Origin of the sequence: Colwellia sp. BRX8-5 (assembly GCF_014077325.1) — a bacterium.
Lineage (GTDB): Bacteria > Pseudomonadota > Gammaproteobacteria > Enterobacterales > Alteromonadaceae > Colwellia_A.
Genome location: NZ_JACGVR010000024.1, coordinates 27444 through 44960, shown reverse-complemented (window position 1 = coordinate 44960; position 17517 = coordinate 27444). Strand labels below are relative to the sequence as shown.

Sequence of the window (17517 nt, the reverse complement as noted above, 5' to 3'; positions counted from 1 at the left end):
TACACTATTATTTAGCTAATAGCGTAACGAGTACCGCATTTTGCGCCCACATTCTATTTTCTGCTGCTTGGAAAACTACCGACATTTCACTGTCAAAAAGTGCGGTTGTTATTTCTTCCTCTAAGTGCGCTGGTTGGCAATGCATCACAATACTGGCGCCACTGCCTTTCATCATTTGATGGTTCACTTGATAGGGTGCAAACTTCTCTAGAAGTGCAGCTTTTTTACTGGCATCTTCAAAGCCCATTGATACCCATGTATCGGTATAAATAGCATCTTGCGGCCCTAAAGCCTCAACATCTGATGTAAGTACCAACTTACTCCCTGACTTATCTGCAAAAGCTTTCGCTTTACTCAATAATTGTGCTTCTGGTTCATGCCCCGCTGGGCAAACCAAGGTAAAATCGACCCCTAGTATTGCAGCCATAAACATCAACGAATTGGACACATTGTTACCATCACCAATATAAGCAAGTTTAACCTTTGTTAAATCTATACCTTTACCTAAAACAAAATATTCTTGCAAAGTGACAAAGTCAGCTAGTGCTTGGCACGGATGATATATATCACACAGTGCATTAATCACTGGAATAGTTGCGTGCTCAGCTAAACCTTCGATGGCGCTGTTTTCAAAAACACGTGCAACGATAGCGTCAGCATAGCAAGAAAGATTTTTAGCGTAATCACTAACTCGTTCTCGCTCACCTAGTTTGCCATTTTGTTGGCCTAAATATAGCGCATGGCCGCCTAATTTGTTAATACCCATATCAAAACTAACGTGTGTTCTTAATGAAGGTTTTTCAAAGAGCATCACTACAGATTTACCCGCTAAAGCTTTACTATAGTCGCTAGGATGGTTTTTAATCTTTATTGCTAAAGCAATCAGATCAATTATTTGTGTTTTAGTCAGTTGATCATCTGCTAAAAAGTTTTCTAATCTTGTGTGTGTCGGTGACATGATAAGTCCTATCCGAAAAATCGTTAAATTAAGTGTGACTTAACTGTGGTTAATGTGGCTGAATGCGTGTGCCAATGGCATCACCCTTTATTAGATTGATGATTTGCTCAGGCGACTGCCAACTGGCAACCGCGATACTTCGTCGCAATTGGCTTGCTGCATGCAAAGCGGCATTAACTTTTGCGGTCATCCCACCAGCAATAACACCTTGCTCTATTAAGGAATTTGCCTGAGTTTTACTCAGTGAAGCAATATATTCGCCACGCGCATCTTTTACACCATTAACATCGGTTAGCAGTAGCAATTCGGCATTTAGTAACTGACAAATTGCGACAGCTGCATCATCCGCATTAACATTCACTAACTCACCATTGGCTAATGAACCAATAGAAGAGATAACCGGCAAAAAGTTTGCACTTAAAAGTGTATCGAGTAACTTACTATTATTTGCACTAGGCTCACCCACCATACCCAGGCCTTTATCGCTTAACTGACACGAAACCATATCACCATCGACCAGTGACAATCCAACGGCTTGCATGTGTAAACTTGCTGCAGTGGCAACAATCGCTTTATTAACACTACCTGCTAATGCACCCGCAATAAGGGGCATTTGCTCTTGAGGTGTAACACGTAAACCCTGTTTTTTTTCTGAAGTAAAACCAGCTTGGCTGAGTATTTCATCAACAACACAGCCGCCGCCATGCACTAGCACCACGGCTTGATTTTTTAATGTCGCGATAATTTTTAATAAATCAGCTAAAGCATCTTTTTTTTCAAGAATAGCGCCACCGATTTTGATCACTAATGGCTTGTTAGTTTTAGACGTTACTGATGTGTTTATTGTCTTAGTCATTAACTCTTTCCCAAAGTTACATTGTGCAACAAACTATACTCACTCGCTAAACCCAGAGAAATATTCGCACATTGCACCGCTTGTGAAGCAGCACCTTTTAATAAATTATCGATAGCACAACTCACCACAACAACTTGTTTTTCTTCATCGACTTGCCAATGTAAATCAGCAAATGGTGTATTAGCCACATTGTCTATTTTCGGCCAAGCGCCGGTTAAGCGCACCAATGGCTTATCTTGATAAGCGTTTAAAAAAGCTTCGTTAATATGTTTTGTCGTAATACCTGCTTTGATTTGCAAAGTGACAGTTGCCAGCAATCCTCTTTTATAAGGTGCAAGGTGAGGATTAAAAATAACCGCGGCATTAGCTTCTTGGCTTATCTCGGGTTGATGCCTGTGTTGTAAAATATTGTAGGGTGTTAGGCTGACTTCATAAAAGCTTGTCGCTAATGAGGCTTTTCTACCCGCACCGCTGACGCCGCTGATCCCATTAACAACAATGAGAGAGTTTTCAAGATGGTAGTTATTTACGGTAATCGGCTTAAGTGATAATAAACTTGCTGTTGGGTAACAACCAGGTACAGCAACTAATTGTGTATTAGCAATATCATCTTGCTGCCATTCGGCTAAACCATAAGTTGCTTGGGCAAGCGCCGATAAGTTTTTATGTTCAAAACCATAGAATGTTGGATAATCTTCACTATTTTTTAAACGAAAACCACCCGAGAGATCGAAAACCTTAACACCTTTCTCAACAAAAGCTTGTGCCCAGTCAGCACTGAACTCATGCGGAGTAGCAAAGAATACCGCATCAAGCTTTTGTACCGTATCATCGAACCAACGCTGTGAAAAACAGAGTAAAGGTAAATCACATACGCCTAAGTAACGCGGATGTAATTGCGAAAAGGTCATATCTGCCGAGCTACTGTTTTCTGACACCAGTAAATATTCAAGGGAAATTTTATCGTGCGCAGACAATAAATTAATCAGCTCTGCACCCACATATCCACTTGCTCCAATAACCGCGACTTTCATACAACCTCATCTATTAATTTTTTATTAACCTAAGGAAAGCAGAAAACAAATTATTTTCAATAGCCTTCTATATTTAGGTTATTTACACTAGAATAGGAAAATAACACCCAATGACTCGTTATGCAACAAATAAGCATAATTACCCATGGTTTTTTTTATTTATTCATTTTCAACTGTGAGCCACTATGAAAAATTTGCCCAACTTTACTGATTCATTAACACAACTTATTGCCAGTGCTTCTATTAGCTCGACACAAGCGAGCTGGGATCAAGGAAATTTAGCAGTTATTCAACTATTGGCAAGTTGGTTTGAACAACTCGGTTTTAGTATCGACATTCAAGCGGTGCCAGAAACCCGCAATAAATATAATTTATTAGCAAAACTCGGTAGTGGAACAGGAGGATTGTTACTGGCAGGTCATAGTGACACTGTACCTTTTGATGAAAATCGTTGGCAGTCAGACCCGTTCAAAATTGTTGATAAAGATAATAAGTTTTATGGTTTAGGCACGTGTGATATGAAAGGTTTTTTTGCTTTTATTTTACAAGTTTGTAAAGGATTAACCGCGCAACAGTTAAAAAAACCACTTTACATTTTGGCCACCGCAGATGAAGAAACCACCATGGCTGGCGCACGTTTTTTCACCAAAAACCAACAGATAAAACCCGATGTTGCTATTATTGGTGAGCCAACAAATTTGGTCCCTGTCATCATGCATAAAGGTCATATGTCCCATCGCATAACTATTCAAGGTCAATCAGGACACTCAAGCAAGCCAAGTTTAGGCGTGAATGCGATAGAAATTATCCATCAAGTGATTGGCCAATTAATGCAACTCAAAGAAAAATTGGCTCTCAATTATAGTAATCAAGCCTTTGATGTAAAGGAGCCAACCCTTAATTTTGGCGCAATACACGGCGGCGACAATGCCAATCGAATTTGTGGTCACTGCGAGTTAGACATTGATATGCGTGCCCTACCCGGCATGACTGACAGCGAACTTATCTTACTACTCAGTGAAGCGTTAAAACCGTTAGCTGAAAAATACCCTAATAGAATTTCATTTAGTGAATTGGATCCGAGTTCACCCAGCTTTGAACAAAGTAAAAACAGTGATTTTGTCACTATAGCCGAAGAAATAAGTGGTCATTCATGTTGTGCGGTTAACTATGCGACCGAAGCTCCTTTCATCCAACAACTGGGTTGTCAAACTATCGTTTTAGGTCCTGGTTCAATTGATCAAGCACACCAGCCTAATGAATTTCTAGCGCATAGCGAAATTGATAAAACTGAACAACTATTACTGAAGATGATCGAAAGATACTGTTTATAAAGGTACAAAAAAGCAAAGCGATAATGCTTTGCTCTTTCGTTTTTACTTAGTATAACCTTGCAAGGGGTTAAGTTATGACTACACCATATCCGCAAACGGATTTTTACTGGGTAAGGCAATACTATTAGTAAAGCCGGTCATTGAGATATTTTCAGTGTTAATTTCAATATCATCATCACCTAGTACACCCACACCAAATTTATAAATTAATTCAAACTGTCCATTGTTGGCTTTTTCTTGATAGATACTTTGTTTCACTTCAACCGCAGATAACTTTTCTTGGTAACGGGTCATTTCTGCTATGCTATATCGTTTTTTCAGCATAGAGAGCGTTACGTCTGGTGAGAGTATAGTGGCCGTGGCATTGTTACCGCCAAAACCTTTTGAATTGATGAAAGCAACATCCATCGCTTCACACTGCCAGTGATCAAGAGCGATATTCAAGCGCTCATTATGTACATCATCGGCTATCGATTTAATGGTCGTAATACCCGGCATAATATTATGAGCAAAAACACCTAGCGCCATAGTGATTTGGTCACCACTTGCTGGTGCAATAGTATGGCCAACATAAGCTTTAGGCGCGGCTACAGGCCAATTATGAATATCAAAAGTTTCGGCCAAACGGTGATAAATTAACGACTCGGTGATACGGTTTTGTGGGGTACTTGAACCATGAGCTAATATAAAGCTACGCTTTTGTACCGACTCTTCCCCTAAAATACTTTTTGCTAATGCCACTGACTTCGCCATGGTAATGTAATTACCAGGACCTGGAGCGGTAATAGATTTTTTAATACCATCGGCATTAATGAATACATCAGCAACCGACCCCAAAGGTTTAGCGCCTAATTCAACGGCTAATTCGTCATCCATAATCACCAGAAAATGTGCAGCTTCACCAATAGTAAAACCACAATTTTCACCAAACGGGCGACTGGTATTACGATGGTCAGCTTGGCCATCAGTAATACCATCAAGTTTTTTCAAACCTTCTTCATTAGCCAATGCACTCATGTTACCGAAACCTTCAATAATTTCCGGTGTTATTGGGCTTTCACTACTGCCCACAATAGCAACACGCACTCGACCTGATTTAATATCTTGAATAGCATTACGTAAGTTATAAAGAAAACTTGCACAAGCGCCAGTCGAAGTCGAAGTGGTACCCACACTGCCGGTCACATAACCATTAATAAAATCAGCTGACATGGTGTTTAAGCCCAACGCTAAGTTTTTAGTGGTAACACGATCGCCATGCAAACGATTTTGTAACATGCCCCCTAAACCTTCCGATTGCATTTGACCGAAAGCTGAAGAAGAATAAGTACCCACGTGGTCTGGGCTTACTTTTTCTAATATTTCATCCCAGCTAAAGCCCGTTGAATGAATAGCGTCTGCAGCACCAAAAATAGTCGTTTGTAAACCACGTGGCTGATAACGACTATTATATAATGTCGACGGTTCAAAGCCGGTAGGTAATTGCCCCGCTGCTTTAATCGGATTATCGCGATAACTACTATGTTTAATATCTAAATTATCAGTAATTTCAACCTTTACGCGTTTATCTGCTAAGGGTGTTACTGTCCATGAGCGCGGTAAGGGTTTTGGTAATTCTTTTTCTTTAATTTCAAAAGTAATATTTTCAGTGCTCGGTGTTGCCGCCATATTTGTGTGGCAATGCGTCGCGTCAGGGTCAAAGTGATTATTTTCAATTTTACGGATAAGGGTGCCATCAAGAATTTGCTGGCCAAAACGTGCTTCTACTTCGCTTAATGCAACACTATTACCCTCAACGTCAACTAACTGACCTGCTTGGAAAGTTAAGATATTCATCAAAGTAGCAAGACCAACAAAAGTTTCTTGGCGTGCTTCTGCAGTTAATTTGTCGATAACAATACGACGAAAACCTTGATGAAACGAGGTGCGGCCAGCAGCGTTTACGCCGCCCATGCCAACAATAATAGGTAAAGCAGTCATTTATAATTCTCTTAAATACATGAGTCGTAATTCTTGTTACTAGTGTAAAAAGAAATACCAATAATTAATTGTCGTTTTCAGCCAAAAACAATACAATAACAGCCAAATATTGCAAAAGTTATTAATATGCCACTCAAGACAAGCCGAAAAACAATCAATGTTGCCTTGGTTTTATATGATCATATGTTAGCAACCAGCGTAAGCTTACCTATTGAAATGCTTAGAGCAGGCGAAGCTTTTGCTCGAAGAGAAGATAGGCAGTCACCTAAACTCAGTATTGAAATGGTGAGCGAACTATTAGCCCCAGTGCGCACCAGAGCACTTATTAAGCTTTATCCCGATAAAGATATTGAGCATGCCCAAAGTCCAGATTATATTTTTATTCCTAGTCTTTGGCGCAACCCTAGGCCAATAATCAAAAAACAGCCCAAAATGGTAAGTTGGCTTAATCGTATGTGGCAACAAGGTTCAACGCTTATTGGTGGTGGTACAGGGGTTTGTTTTATTGCTGAGTCAGGACTACTTGATCATCATCCGGCAACAACACACTGGCATTATGTTAACCAATTCAAAAGAAATTATCCTAACGTTGAATTGAAACCAGATTTTTTTATTACCCAGTCAGAACGTATTTACTGTGCGGCAAGTTTAAATGCCTTAGCTGATATTACCGTTCACGTTATTCATCAAACGTACGGTGAGACTGCTGCACAACATGTTGAGCGTAATTTCTCTCATGAAATAAGAAAACCATATGAAGAACAACGTTATTTAGAAGGTGCGGTCGATCGACATCCTGATGAATTGATCACTCAAATTCAATTCTGGATGCGTACTAATCTATCATCAACATTATCGCTTACTGAACTGGCGTTACAATTTGGTATTAGCCATAGAACATTTAGTCGGCGTTTTAAAAATGCTACCGGCGTTAAAGCCTCTCATTATTGGCAAAAAATGCGTGTAGAAACAGTCAAAGATTTACTATCATCAAGTAATCTGTCTATTCAAGAAATCGCTTTTCAGGTGGGTTATCAAGAGCAAGGCCAGTTAACTCGGCTGTTTAAGAAACAATTAAAACTCACTCCAAGAGACTATCGAGCAATGGTGCGTAAAAAGCTTTTTAATTAACGGTTAACGTCTGTCAAACAAGCTAAATTTTTGACAGTGCACTTTTATCAGTAACGGGTATAATCCATAACAGATAAATTAAAAGCATTGAAGTGCTTGTACTTTAATACAATAAGTCTCATGGTACGACCACTAGAAAATTACAAACGGAGAAAATACATGTCAATCGTGATCAGTGGTACAGGTCTATTTACACCACCACACAGTATTTCAAACGATGAATTAGTCACCGCATTTAATCAATATGTTGAAGACTATAATATTGAAAATGCCGCCGCTATTAACAGTGAGCAGTTAACGGCCTTAAAACCGTCTTCAAGTGAATTCATTGAAAAAGCATCAGGCATTAAAAGTCGCTATGTTATGTATAAAGACGGCGCACTTGACCCTAAAACCATGATGCCACTTATTCCTCAGCGTAGTGATGAGCAATTATCAGCACAAGCAGAAATGGCTGTTGGCGCCGCGAAACAAGCGATGGCTGCAGCAAATAAAACAGCAGACGATATCGATTTAATCATTGTTGCTTGTTCATACACACAACGCGCTTATCCTGCAATTGCCATTGAAGTACAAAAAGAACTAGGTTGTAAAGGTTGGGCTTACGATATGCTCGTCGCTTGTTCATCGGCAACCTTTGGTATTATGAATGCTTCAAATGCTTTGCATGGCGACACAGCAAAAACAGTGTTAGTGATTAACCCTGAACTCAATTTTCCACAAATTAATTTACGCGACCGCGACAGTCACTTTATCTTTGGCGATGTTGCAACGGCTATTGTTATTGAAAAACAAGCAACCGCTACGGCTGACCATTGCTTTAAAATATTAACTAAGAAGCCGATCACGACCTTTTCTAATAACATTCGTAGTAACTTTGGTCATATCAATAAATGTGATCCAGAAACCATGCTTGATAATGACAAAATGTTTGTTCAGCAAGGACGAAAAGTTTTTAAAGAAGTACTGCCAATGGTCTCTCAATTAATTACCGAGCAAATGGCAGAAGCAAATGTTGAAGCTAAAGATTTAAAAAGATTATTTTTACATCAAGCCAATATCAACATGAATAACTTTGTTGCAAAGAAAGTATTAGGCCGTGACCCTATGGGCAATGAAGCGCCAATTATTTTAGACAAGTTTGCAAATACGGCTTCGGCGGGTTCTATTATTGCTTTTCACTTGAATCATGATGATATGGTTACTGGCGATAAAGCTTTAATCTGTTCTTTTGGTGCCGGTTATTCGGCAGGCTGTATCGTTATAGAGCATATTTAATTCTGCTGTGCGGTTAAGTCACTGAGAAAAACCTCTGTGACTTAATCGTTAATTAACCTTTAACCTTTAACAAAACTCACTATGTAAAAAAGTAATTAGCTTTACTATCGATGGATGAGCAATTGTGTAGTATATCGTTTGTGATTCTCGGCGAGTTTTTACCAAGCCGTCTTTTCTCAATCGAGCTAAATGCTGCGATAAACTCGACTGGCTCAAATCAATAAAACCATTAAGCTCTGATACCGACATTTCTTTCTCACCTAAATAGCAAAGTATCAATAATCTATTTTCATTACTCATCGCCTTCAGTAACTCAGCGGCTTGAGTTGCATTACCACGCATTTCAGCTATGTCTATTTGAGTTTCATTATTCATCATTTGGGTCTTTATTGTCAGCAAAAAGTAAATATTAATTGATATTACATTAGATAGTGCTAATATAAAAGTACATTACATTTATCTAATATAATAACTTTTCAGTTAAGGATCCCTTTTGAATTACACCAGACTGCTGCAACTCGCTATTGAGAAACCTAAACTTGTTTACACCTTAGTCTTATTAATGGTGGCAATTAGTCTGGCGATGATGCCAAACCTTAAAATAGATACCGACCCTGAAAATATGCTGAGCAGTGATGCGCCAGCACGTGTTTTTCATAACCAAACAAAAGCTGACTTTCAAATGCGCGATATGATAGTCGTTGGAATTGTTAGTAACAATAGTATTTTTACTCCTAGTGCATTACAGGTTGTTGAGCAACTTTCAACAGAAATATTACAAATTGAAGGGGTTATTCAACAAGATTTATTATCCTTGAGTGTTGTTGACAATATTACCCAAGAAAAAAATAACCAAGGTGAAAATAACGGCATACGCTTTGAATATCTAATGAAGCAGGCACCGTCTTCACTCGAAGGCAGCTTAGCCATTCAACAAGCCGTAAAACGCTTACCTATGCTTAACAACACCATAGTTTCTGGAGACAACAAAGCGATAGCGATTTACGTGCCTATTCAAGCCAAAGACATGAGTTATAATATTGCCGAAAAAATTCGTACTATCAGTGGCAATTTTCCCGCAGAGTTGGTGGCTAATGTAGACTTTCATATCACAGGTTTACCTGTCGCTGAAGACCAATTTGGCTATGAGATGTTTGTTCAAATGGGTGTTGCAGCTCCACTTGCTGGTTTAGCTATTTTTGTTTTACTTTGGTACTTTTTTCGCAATTTTCCGTTAATAATTGCACCTATGGTGGTCGCGATGGCTACGGTGATTATAGTCATGGGCTCACTCATCGGTATGGGCTTTACTGTTCATATTATGTCATCAATGATCGCTATATTCTTAATGCCAATAGCAGTGGTTGACTCAGTTCATATTCTCTCTGAATTTGCTGAAAAATATAAAACAGGTGATGATGCCGGCGATGTTGTAAAAGGTGTCATGAAGCATTTATATACGCCAATGCTTTATACATCAATCACCTCTGCTATCGGTTTTTATTCGTTAATGCTAACCCCTATTCCGCCGGTAAAAGTCTTTGGTGCTTTTATTGGTACTGGTATTTTATTGGCATTCGCGCTGACAATTATTTACGTCCCTGCTTATATTTCTCGTTTAAAACCTGAAACTTTAGCCAAATTGCATGACGCTATAGTGCGTATGGAGAAAAAAGGCAGATTAGCCAATGTATTAGAACGGTTAGGCAGTTTTGCTACTCAAAAAACCAAGCTTATTCTTATCGGCTTTGTTGCCTTATTTTTAATTAGTATTGAAGGCGTTAGTCGTATTGAAATTAATGATAATCCTGTTAATTGGTTTAAAGCGGATCACGAAATAAGAATTGCTGACAAGGTACTTAATGAACATTTTGCTGGTACTTATGATGCTTGGTTAGTGTTTAACAATAACGAGGGTGACAATAACGGCGAGGTAAAAAAATTCAAAGAAGTTCTGGCAACGTTTACCGCTGATTCAGCTAGCGCTAAAAAAATTCATACCTTTATAAATAACGTTAACTCGGCTAAAAAAGAGTCATTATTCAATCAGCATTTGTTGGTTTTATTAGATGACTTAACGTTTTCTGCCCCTGATAAAGACCAGGTTATTATTGAGCAGTTAGTCAATATTGCTGATAGCGCTTTCAACGACAGCAAAGTATTTCTAGACCCCACGTTATTAAACTGGCAAAGCGACTTTCAACAAGCGTTACTAGCTACAGGTTTAGTTGGTAAAAGTAATGGCTTGGCTGATATCGTTAAAACGGTCAATCGTGAGCTTTTCTCCGGTGAAGATAAAGACTTTACTCTACCTGAAACAAGCAATGGCGTGGCGCAAACATTATTGCAATATCAGTCATCACATCGTCCACAAGACTTATGGCATTTTGTCACTAAAGATTACCAAAAAAGTCTCTTATGGTTGCAAATGACTAGTGGCGACAATCAACACACTACCAAAGTTGTTAACTGGACAGAGACTTACATTACCAACAATCCAATGCCAAAAAATATTAGTTATCAATGGGCAGGTAAATCTTATTTAAACATTGTTTGGCAAGACGCTATGGTAAATGGGATGATCGACAGTCTATTGTCTTCATTTGTCATCGTTTTCTTGATGATGGTTTTACTGTTTCGGTCTTTCAAGTACGGTATTTTAGCCATGTTGCCGCTAACACTTACTATTTCGATGATCTATGGATTAATTGGCTGGATAGGTAAAGACTATGATATGCCTATCGCGGTGTTGTCGGCGCTCACATTAGGACTATCTATCGATTTTGCCATTCATTTTCTCCAACGTGCACGAGAATTAGAGAAAGAACTGGGCAGCTTAACACAAGCATTAACCGCAATGTTCCAAGAGCCAAGCCGAGCAATTTCACGCAATGCAATAGTTATTGCGGTTGGTTTTACCCCATTATTACTTTCACCATTAATGCCTTATATTACCGTTGGTTTTTTCCTGGCGAGTATTATGGCGCTATCGGCGTTAGTTACTTTAGTGCTATTGCCGGCATTAATGACCCTTTTTGCTGGTAAGCAAAACCTAAAAACTGAACAACTATAGGATATAAAGATGAAATATTTATCAAAACTATTGATACTGGTCTACTCCCTTTCAAGTTTTGTTGGCCATGCTGGCGATCTAACCGATGCTAATAAAATTATTACTAAGGCAAATTTAGCCTCATATTATTCTGCTGATGATGGTAGTGCCCAAGCACGTATGATTATTGTTGATGCGCAGGGTAATAAGCAGATGCGACAATTTACCATCTTGCGTAAAGACCAAACCGATTTAGGTAACCAAGACATTTTAGTGTTCTTCTCTCGCCCCACCGATGTCCAAGGTACGGTATTTCGTGTAGTTAAAAAAGTCACAAGCGATGACGACCGCTGGTTGTACTTGCCAGCACTAGATTTAGTAAAACGTATTTCAGCCGGTGATAAGCGTACTTCTTTTGTTGGCGCACATTTTTTTTATGAGGATGTTTCAGGCAGAAACCCCGCAGAAGATAACTTTACCCTGTTAAAAACTGATAACAACTTTTATACGATCAAGGCTCAGCCTAAAGATCTAAACAGTGTTGAATTTGATCATTATATTGTCAGTGTTGATAAAAACACTTTTTTACCGATGCAAGTTGACTTTTATGACAGCCAAGGTAAAAAATCACGTTCTCTGCAAGTATTAAAAACTGAAGTTATTGATGGTTTTACCACGGTTATGCATTCAAAAATAACTCAACACTCCGATGGTAGCTATACTGAAATGCAATTTAGAAATGTTAAATATAATGTTGGCTTACCCAATGATATTTTTTCTGAGCGCAGTTTACGTAACCCACCGAAAGAGTGGTTAGATTAATCAGCTAAGGGTGATCGTATGAACTCATCCTGACCCGTTTTAGCTGCTGAAATTAATTCAGTATCGTGATTATTAGTCTTTATATCGCTTAACAAAAAATGGACAAAATTATCGTGCAAAAATCAGTAAAAAATTTCTTTTTTCTAGTGAGCAGCCTCTGTGTCGTTAGCGCAAGTTTTGCCGCTAATGTTCTCGCAAACGAAACAGATAATTGGGGTGATGAGTGGAGCGAAGCAACAGTTTCACCTTGGAAGTTTTCAGGTTTTGTTGAAGCAGGTTATGGCTATTTATTACAGGATAATATTGTTGAGTCAAACGCATCATTAAGTGAAATCACCACACGCGTTAATCTTGATTACAGTCATGAATCTTTTGAGCTGGTTTCAAAAGCAGAGTTAATTTATGACGATGTATTAAAAAATACTTTTTTGCAAACACGCGAATTAAATATCCGTTTTAGCCCCTCGGATAAAACAGATGTTAAGTTAGGTCGGCAAATTCTGACATGGGGTACCGGTGATTATATTTTCCTTAACGACTTGTTTGCAAAAAACTGGCAATCATTCTTCTCAGGACGTGATGACCAATATCTAAAAGCGCCTTCAGATAGTGCGAAAGGTACTTGGTATATTGGTCACTATTCACTTGATCTCACTTGGACTCCTGAGTTCACCCCTGATGTTTATATCACTGGCGAACGTTTTTCTTTTTATTCACCGCAAGGGCATGCCATAGTTGCACCCGCTGATAATTTTAGGGTAAAAAAAACCAATAAAGCACAATTTTCAGCGCGCCTTGCGACTAACAATAATGGCGTGGAATATGCGCTGTATGGTTATAAAGGTTTTTGGCCAACTCCCGTAGGTATTACAGAAGATAACAGTCAGCCATCACAAGCTTATTTTCCAGAAATGAATGCTTGGGGAGCCAGTGTTCGATTGTCATTAGCCGGCGGATTATTTAATGCTGAATATGCAAGTTATAACAGTATTGAGGATAATAACGGCACTAACCCTTTTATTGCGAATGGTCAAAATAGGTTTTTAGTGGCGTTTGAAAGAGAAGTAATTAAAAACCTGACCGCTAGCGTTCAGTTCTATGTTGAGCAAACCAAACATTATCAGCAATTTATTAGCCATTCTGCTACGCCAGCAACAGAAGTCGATGAAAACCGTCAATTATTAACCTTTCGCTTAACCTACAGAACATTGCAGCAAAAATTAATTTATAGCGTTTTTAACTTTTATTCTCCCACAGACAAGGATGGTTATCTTAAACCTTCAATAACTTATCGCTATAGCGATAAGTGGTTATTCTCGGCTGGGGCGAATTTATTTTGGGGTGAAGAAAAGTATACTTTTTTTGGTCAACATCAACAAAACAGCAATGCTTGGCTTAGAGTAAAAGCCCACTTTTAAATGACGCCAGCACTAAAGGCTCAATGTCTACAGAATTAATCTGACAATAACTTACAGTTTTTCAGCATATCCTAACAATTAGATCACTGAAACTTACCCGTAATAAGATGAGAATGGCTGTAAATCTTCTGTTGAGCTTATTATGAAAAAAATTATTATCGTCATCTGTTTTAACATTTTGTTTTCTTTGAACAGTTACGCAATGAAATCTAATGATTATATTATTTCTATTAAGCATGCAACTAACGACAGTGACTATTATTCAAGTGTTGGCGTAGAGGTAATTCATCGTAAACTTAATAGTTATTTAGGTTTCTCGGTTAATAGCTCAATAGGCTATGCAAGGGTTACCGATACCTTTGATTATCAACATGGTTTTATTGCATGGGAAGGCGGTATAAAAATAGGTTATTTTTCTAACTTTAGTCTTTATGCTGAATTTGGCGTTGATCTGCTTGAGCTTGCCTTTAATGATCGAAGTGACGATGACTATTCACATAGAAATAAGGGCTATAGTACAGATTTCGAAAATGATAACTTTGACCATCATTACAATGACAACGATTCAGATGGCTATATAGGGATTGGTAGTTCGATGATGATTGAGCAAATAAAAGTTACAGCATTTGTTCGTTTTCGTGAAATAAGTGGTTATAACTGGCAAGCAAAAAACTATGCCTTTAGCGGTATTGAGTTAGCGGTAGTTTTTTAATTAAATTACCATCGTTTGTTTGTTTGCTTGTTTCTTTCTTTTCTCTACGGCAAAATAGTCCCCATAGATATTTACAAATAATAGAGAAAAAAATGAGCGTAAATTCAGCAGCACAAAATCAAATAAAACAAATGCTAACCATGCAAGACGCGATGAATACTCGTGTTAGTGATACCTGGCAAGAAAATGGTTATGAGTGGTATCGCGCCATTTGGGTTGAGTGTGCTGAAATGTTAGACCATCACGGATGGAAATGGTGGAAACATCAAGAAATAGATATTGCGCAAGTGCAACTGGAGTTGGTTGATATTTTTCATTTTGGATTAAGCTTACGTTTAATGACAGGCGAAACCGTTACAAGTATTACTGACACCTTAGCAACAGAACTCACTGAAAGCTCAGGCGAAAAAGATTTTAAAATTGCCCTTGAAAACCTAGCGTCAGCCGCCGTTACTAACAAAAGTTTTGATGCGATTGCCTTAGCTGATTGTATGCGTTTGATGAATATGGACCTAGATGAATTATTTCGTCAATATGTTGGCAAAAACACCTTGAATTTTTTCCGTCAAGACCACGGTTATAAAGAAGGGACATATATCAAAGTTTGGCATGGCGAAGAAGACAATGAAGTATTAGCTAATTTAGTTAATACCTTAGATGCCAGTGCAAGTGATTTTCAGCAACAACTTTATGCAGCACTTGAGGCAAAATACCCAGCATAATTATTCGCTCAAAACCTAATGAAGACTCTAGATAAATAATAACTAGAGTCTTTTATCCCCCACCCTTCTCCCATGCTCAAACAGTCTTTTAGCTTAAAGTATATAGAATAAATTCTACTTTCCGAACGGTCATTAAAACAACTCTTTTATATTAAGATCTGTCGCATAAATTTAACCTAGCCAAGGGTTATTAAAAGAATCTAGCAAAATTATGATCTGTGGCACAAATTCTGCTTATTCAACAGTTATTAAGAAGACCGTCAAGAATTTGAACCGCCGGAGCAGTGTATGGAATTAATTCTCTTTGCCATGATCAGCCTAATTGTTATTGTCGCTTTGTTAGCTAGCCGTTTAAACGACAATAGTTTTCCTTTTCCATTTGATAAAAAGCAAAGTCTTTTTACGCCAGCAGAGAAGAATTTTCAGAATTTGCTCGAACAAGCCCTTGGTGGTAAATACCGTATTATTAATCGAGTAAAACTTGCTGATATTGTCACTATTCGTCATGGTGTGTCGAACAGAGCAAGCCAAACAGCATCAGCGAATGCCGAAAGTAAATACTTAGACTTTGCTATTTGTGATCGTGAGAGTATGAAGCTATGTGGCGTTATTGACTTAGTTGATACCCAAGGTAAAGGCTATAAAATCAAAAAAGACTGGTTTGTCAGCGGCGCATTAGAAGCATCTTCAATTCCTCATATTCGTATTAAAGTGAAAACTAATTATACCGTTGACGAGATCCGCGCTTGTATTTACAGTCGACTTTTAGGAAACAGACCACCAGAGCCAAAAATTAAAGGAAAAATTATTCCTGCTCCCATGCTAAAACCTCGACCCAATAGAAATAGAGAAGAAGTTGGCGCTTTGTCTCCTATTGCCGCTCGTGCGCAATTAGGCTCATCAACAGGCAATGCTATGTCGCAACGTATCCCTGCACCGCAAGTAGCCGCATTACCTCATTAAACTCTACAATAAAATTAACTCATTATTAAAATAAAAAGTCAGCGATTTAAATCGCTGACTTTTTTGTTTTCCCTTAGATAGAATTAACGTGCTTGGCAGTTTTAATGCCATAAAGGCTGAGAGTGGCAATGTGATCGTAATATATCGTTGACGTATAATCTTGTGCCTATTGAACTCATACATAGAAAGACAGGGTGTCTGAGAAAGGCCATCCTGAACATATACGCTCTTTGCCATCTCGGTAACTGCTCCTGCGTTACTCTACTTCCTACATCCATGTAATCACAGCACCGCGTTATACCGTTGACGTGCAAGGATGCACTAATGCCTAGAAAGACAGGATGTCTGAGAAAGGCCATCCTCAACATAAATATACGACATCTGGGAATCTTCACGTTATAATTGTTTTATTAGATGTTATCAACGAATTGGAAATAAAATGAAAGCAGGAATAATTGGCGCAATGGAGCCAGAAGTTGCTATTTTAAAAGCAAAATTAACTCATGCAGTAACAACCGAACATGCAGGTTATACCTTTTATCAAGGGCAACTCAACGGCAGTGATGTCGTTATTGTACAATCGGGTATTGGTAAAGTGGCTGCTGCCTTAGCAACCGCGATTTTAATTGATAAGTTCCAGCCTGACTATATTGTTAATACTGGCTCTGCTGGTGGTTTTGAACAATCACTAAAAGTAGGCGATATTGTCATTAGTTCAGAAGTTCGCTATCACGATGTCGATGTTACCGCTTTTGGCTATGAGATTGGTCAGTTACCAGGCAATCCAGCTGCCTATATTCCTCACCCGACACTCGTTAAAGCCGCACAGGCAGGTGTTGCTGAATTAGAAAATATCCAGACCTTACTGGGTTTAATCACTACCGGCGATACCTTTATGACTGCTGATGATGATATTGCTAAAGCCCGCGCTAACTTTCCGACTATGGCCGCGGTTGAAATGGAAGGAGCCGCAATTGCTCATACCTGTCATCAATTTAAGGTGCCTTTTGTGGTTATTCGTTCTATGTCTGATATAGCAGGTAAAGAGTCTCCTACCTCCTTTGAAGCTTATTTAGAAACAGCTTCGGTGAATTCATCTCAGTTAGTTGAAAATATGCTCGACGCATTGCAAGGTAAAAAGTTAACTTAAGCCCTAAGTTTAATCGATACCAACTCCACTAATTTTGTGAGCTTGTTCGCGCAAGGAGAATATATCAAGGCAAGGCTGACGATTTTCTAATCACTGGCTATAGGCGT

15 protein-coding genes are annotated in these 17517 nt (G+C 38.6%); 10 read left to right on the top strand and 5 right to left on the bottom strand.

Annotated features, from left to right (window positions below; genetic code table 11):
- Positions 1 to 7 precede the first annotated feature (7 nt).
- From H4J62_RS14575 to argC, 3 genes are read right to left on the bottom strand one after another with little or no spacing between them, the layout of a single operon-like run.
- Positions 8 to 958 carry an ornithine carbamoyltransferase gene (locus H4J62_RS14575; RefSeq protein WP_182216797.1) on the bottom strand — a complete coding sequence of 317 codons (951 nt, stop codon included), beginning with the start codon at positions 956 to 958 and terminating at the stop codon, positions 8 to 10.
- A 49-nt stretch (positions 959 to 1007) separates the two neighbouring features.
- Entirely contained in the window at positions 1008 to 1814 is an 807-nt protein-coding gene (argB, locus tag H4J62_RS14570; RefSeq protein ID WP_070375629.1) for an acetylglutamate kinase, read from the bottom strand.
- Positions 1814 to 2848: an N-acetyl-gamma-glutamyl-phosphate reductase gene (argC, locus tag H4J62_RS14565; RefSeq protein WP_182216795.1), complete on the bottom strand. Its 1035-nt coding sequence runs from the start codon at positions 2846 to 2848 to the stop codon at positions 1814 to 1816. Before argC ends, argB begins: the two co-directional genes overlap by 1 nt.
- A 185-nt stretch (positions 2849 to 3033) precedes the next feature.
- Here argC and argE point away from each other — a divergent pair, with 185 nt between their 5' ends.
- Positions 3034 to 4182, top strand: a complete 1149-nt coding sequence (argE, locus tag H4J62_RS14560) for an acetylornithine deacetylase (protein WP_182216793.1) — start codon at positions 3034 to 3036, stop codon at positions 4180 to 4182.
- A 78-nt stretch (positions 4183 to 4260) separates the two neighbouring features.
- Here the strand turns inward: argE and H4J62_RS14555 are convergent, their stop codons facing one another.
- On the bottom strand, positions 4261 to 6162 hold the full coding sequence (locus tag H4J62_RS14555) for a beta-ketoacyl synthase (RefSeq protein ID WP_182216791.1): 1902 nt from the start codon (positions 6160 to 6162) through the stop codon (positions 4261 to 4263).
- A 126-nt stretch (positions 6163 to 6288) separates the two neighbouring features.
- On the opposite strand from H4J62_RS14555, the gene H4J62_RS14550 reads away from it, so the two are divergent.
- The gene (locus tag H4J62_RS14550; protein WP_182216790.1) at positions 6289 to 7293 is read left to right on the top strand and encodes a GlxA family transcriptional regulator; all 1005 of its coding nucleotides are present in this window, start codon (positions 6289 to 6291) and stop codon (positions 7291 to 7293) included.
- A gap of 159 nt (positions 7294 to 7452) precedes the next feature.
- Positions 7453 to 8571: a beta-ketoacyl-ACP synthase III gene (locus tag H4J62_RS14545; RefSeq protein WP_070375624.1), complete on the top strand. Its 1119-nt coding sequence runs from the start codon at positions 7453 to 7455 to the stop codon at positions 8569 to 8571.
- 66 nt (positions 8572 to 8637) lie between these two features.
- Here the strand turns inward: H4J62_RS14545 and H4J62_RS14540 are convergent, their stop codons facing one another.
- Complete coding sequence (locus H4J62_RS14540) at positions 8638 to 8946, bottom strand: metalloregulator ArsR/SmtB family transcription factor (RefSeq protein ID WP_083277999.1); 309 nt, start codon at positions 8944 to 8946, stop codon at positions 8638 to 8640.
- A gap of 118 nt (positions 8947 to 9064) precedes the next feature.
- On the opposite strand from H4J62_RS14540, the gene H4J62_RS14535 reads away from it, so the two are divergent.
- The 7 genes from H4J62_RS14535 (at position 9065) to mtnN (ending at position 17410) form a co-directional block, all read left to right on the top strand.
- Positions 9065 to 11644 (top strand): RND family transporter, encoded by a 2580-nt coding sequence (locus H4J62_RS14535; RefSeq protein WP_259364654.1) that lies wholly within the window; start codon positions 9065 to 9067, stop codon positions 11642 to 11644.
- A gap of 9 nt (positions 11645 to 11653) precedes the next feature.
- On the top strand, positions 11654 to 12445 hold the full coding sequence (locus tag H4J62_RS14530) for an outer membrane lipoprotein-sorting protein (protein WP_182216788.1): 792 nt from the start codon (positions 11654 to 11656) through the stop codon (positions 12443 to 12445).
- 113 nt (positions 12446 to 12558) lie between these two features.
- Entirely contained in the window at positions 12559 to 13863 is a 1305-nt protein-coding gene (locus H4J62_RS14525) for a hypothetical protein (RefSeq protein ID WP_182216786.1), read from the top strand.
- A gap of 142 nt (positions 13864 to 14005) precedes the next feature.
- The gene (locus H4J62_RS14520; RefSeq protein ID WP_182216784.1) at positions 14006 to 14575 is read left to right on the top strand and encodes a hypothetical protein; all 570 of its coding nucleotides are present in this window, start codon (positions 14006 to 14008) and stop codon (positions 14573 to 14575) included.
- Positions 14576 to 14667: 92 nt separating this feature from the next.
- Entirely contained in the window at positions 14668 to 15297 is a 630-nt protein-coding gene (locus H4J62_RS14515) for a dUTP diphosphatase (protein ID WP_182216782.1), read from the top strand.
- Positions 15298 to 15585: 288 nt separating this feature from the next.
- Entirely contained in the window at positions 15586 to 16260 is a 675-nt protein-coding gene (locus H4J62_RS14510; RefSeq protein WP_182216781.1) for a DUF2726 domain-containing protein, read from the top strand.
- Positions 16261 to 16699: 439 nt separating this feature from the next.
- Positions 16700 to 17410, top strand: coding sequence for a 5'-methylthioadenosine/S-adenosylhomocysteine nucleosidase (gene mtnN / locus H4J62_RS14505; RefSeq protein WP_182216779.1), 711 nt, complete (start codon positions 16700 to 16702; stop codon positions 17408 to 17410).
- Positions 17411 to 17517 lie beyond the last annotated feature (107 nt).

Bases quoted from the DNA above. Each gene is read 5' to 3' on its own strand.
- H4J62_RS14540 (WP_083277999.1), bottom strand. From the start codon at position 8,946: ATGAATAATGAAACTCAAATAGACATAGCTGAAATGCGTGGTAATGCA.
- H4J62_RS14515 (WP_182216782.1), top strand. From the start codon at position 14,668: ATGAGCGTAAATTCAGCAGCACAAAATCAAATAAAACAAATGCTAACC.
- H4J62_RS14510 (WP_182216781.1), top strand. From the start codon at position 15,586: ATGGAATTAATTCTCTTTGCCATGATCAGCCTAATTGTTATTGTCGCT.
- mtnN (WP_182216779.1), top strand. From the start codon at position 16,700: ATGAAAGCAGGAATAATTGGCGCAATGGAGCCAGAAGTTGCTATTTTA.
- H4J62_RS14575 (WP_182216797.1), bottom strand. From the start codon at position 958: ATGTCACCGACACACACAAGATTAGAAAACTTTTTAGCAGATGATCAA.
- H4J62_RS14520 (WP_182216784.1), top strand. From the start codon at position 14,006: ATGAAAAAAATTATTATCGTCATCTGTTTTAACATTTTGTTTTCTTTG.
- H4J62_RS14545 (WP_070375624.1), top strand. From the start codon at position 7,453: ATGTCAATCGTGATCAGTGGTACAGGTCTATTTACACCACCACACAGT.
- argB (WP_070375629.1), bottom strand. From the start codon at position 1,814: ATGACTAAGACAATAAACACATCAGTAACGTCTAAAACTAACAAGCCA.
- argC (WP_182216795.1), bottom strand. From the start codon at position 2,848: ATGAAAGTCGCGGTTATTGGAGCAAGTGGATATGTGGGTGCAGAGCTG.
- argE (WP_182216793.1), top strand. From the start codon at position 3,034: ATGAAAAATTTGCCCAACTTTACTGATTCATTAACACAACTTATTGCC.
- H4J62_RS14555 (WP_182216791.1), bottom strand. From the start codon at position 6,162: ATGACTGCTTTACCTATTATTGTTGGCATGGGCGGCGTAAACGCTGCT.
- H4J62_RS14550 (WP_182216790.1), top strand. From the start codon at position 6,289: ATGCCACTCAAGACAAGCCGAAAAACAATCAATGTTGCCTTGGTTTTA.
- H4J62_RS14530 (WP_182216788.1), top strand. From the start codon at position 11,654: ATGAAATATTTATCAAAACTATTGATACTGGTCTACTCCCTTTCAAGT.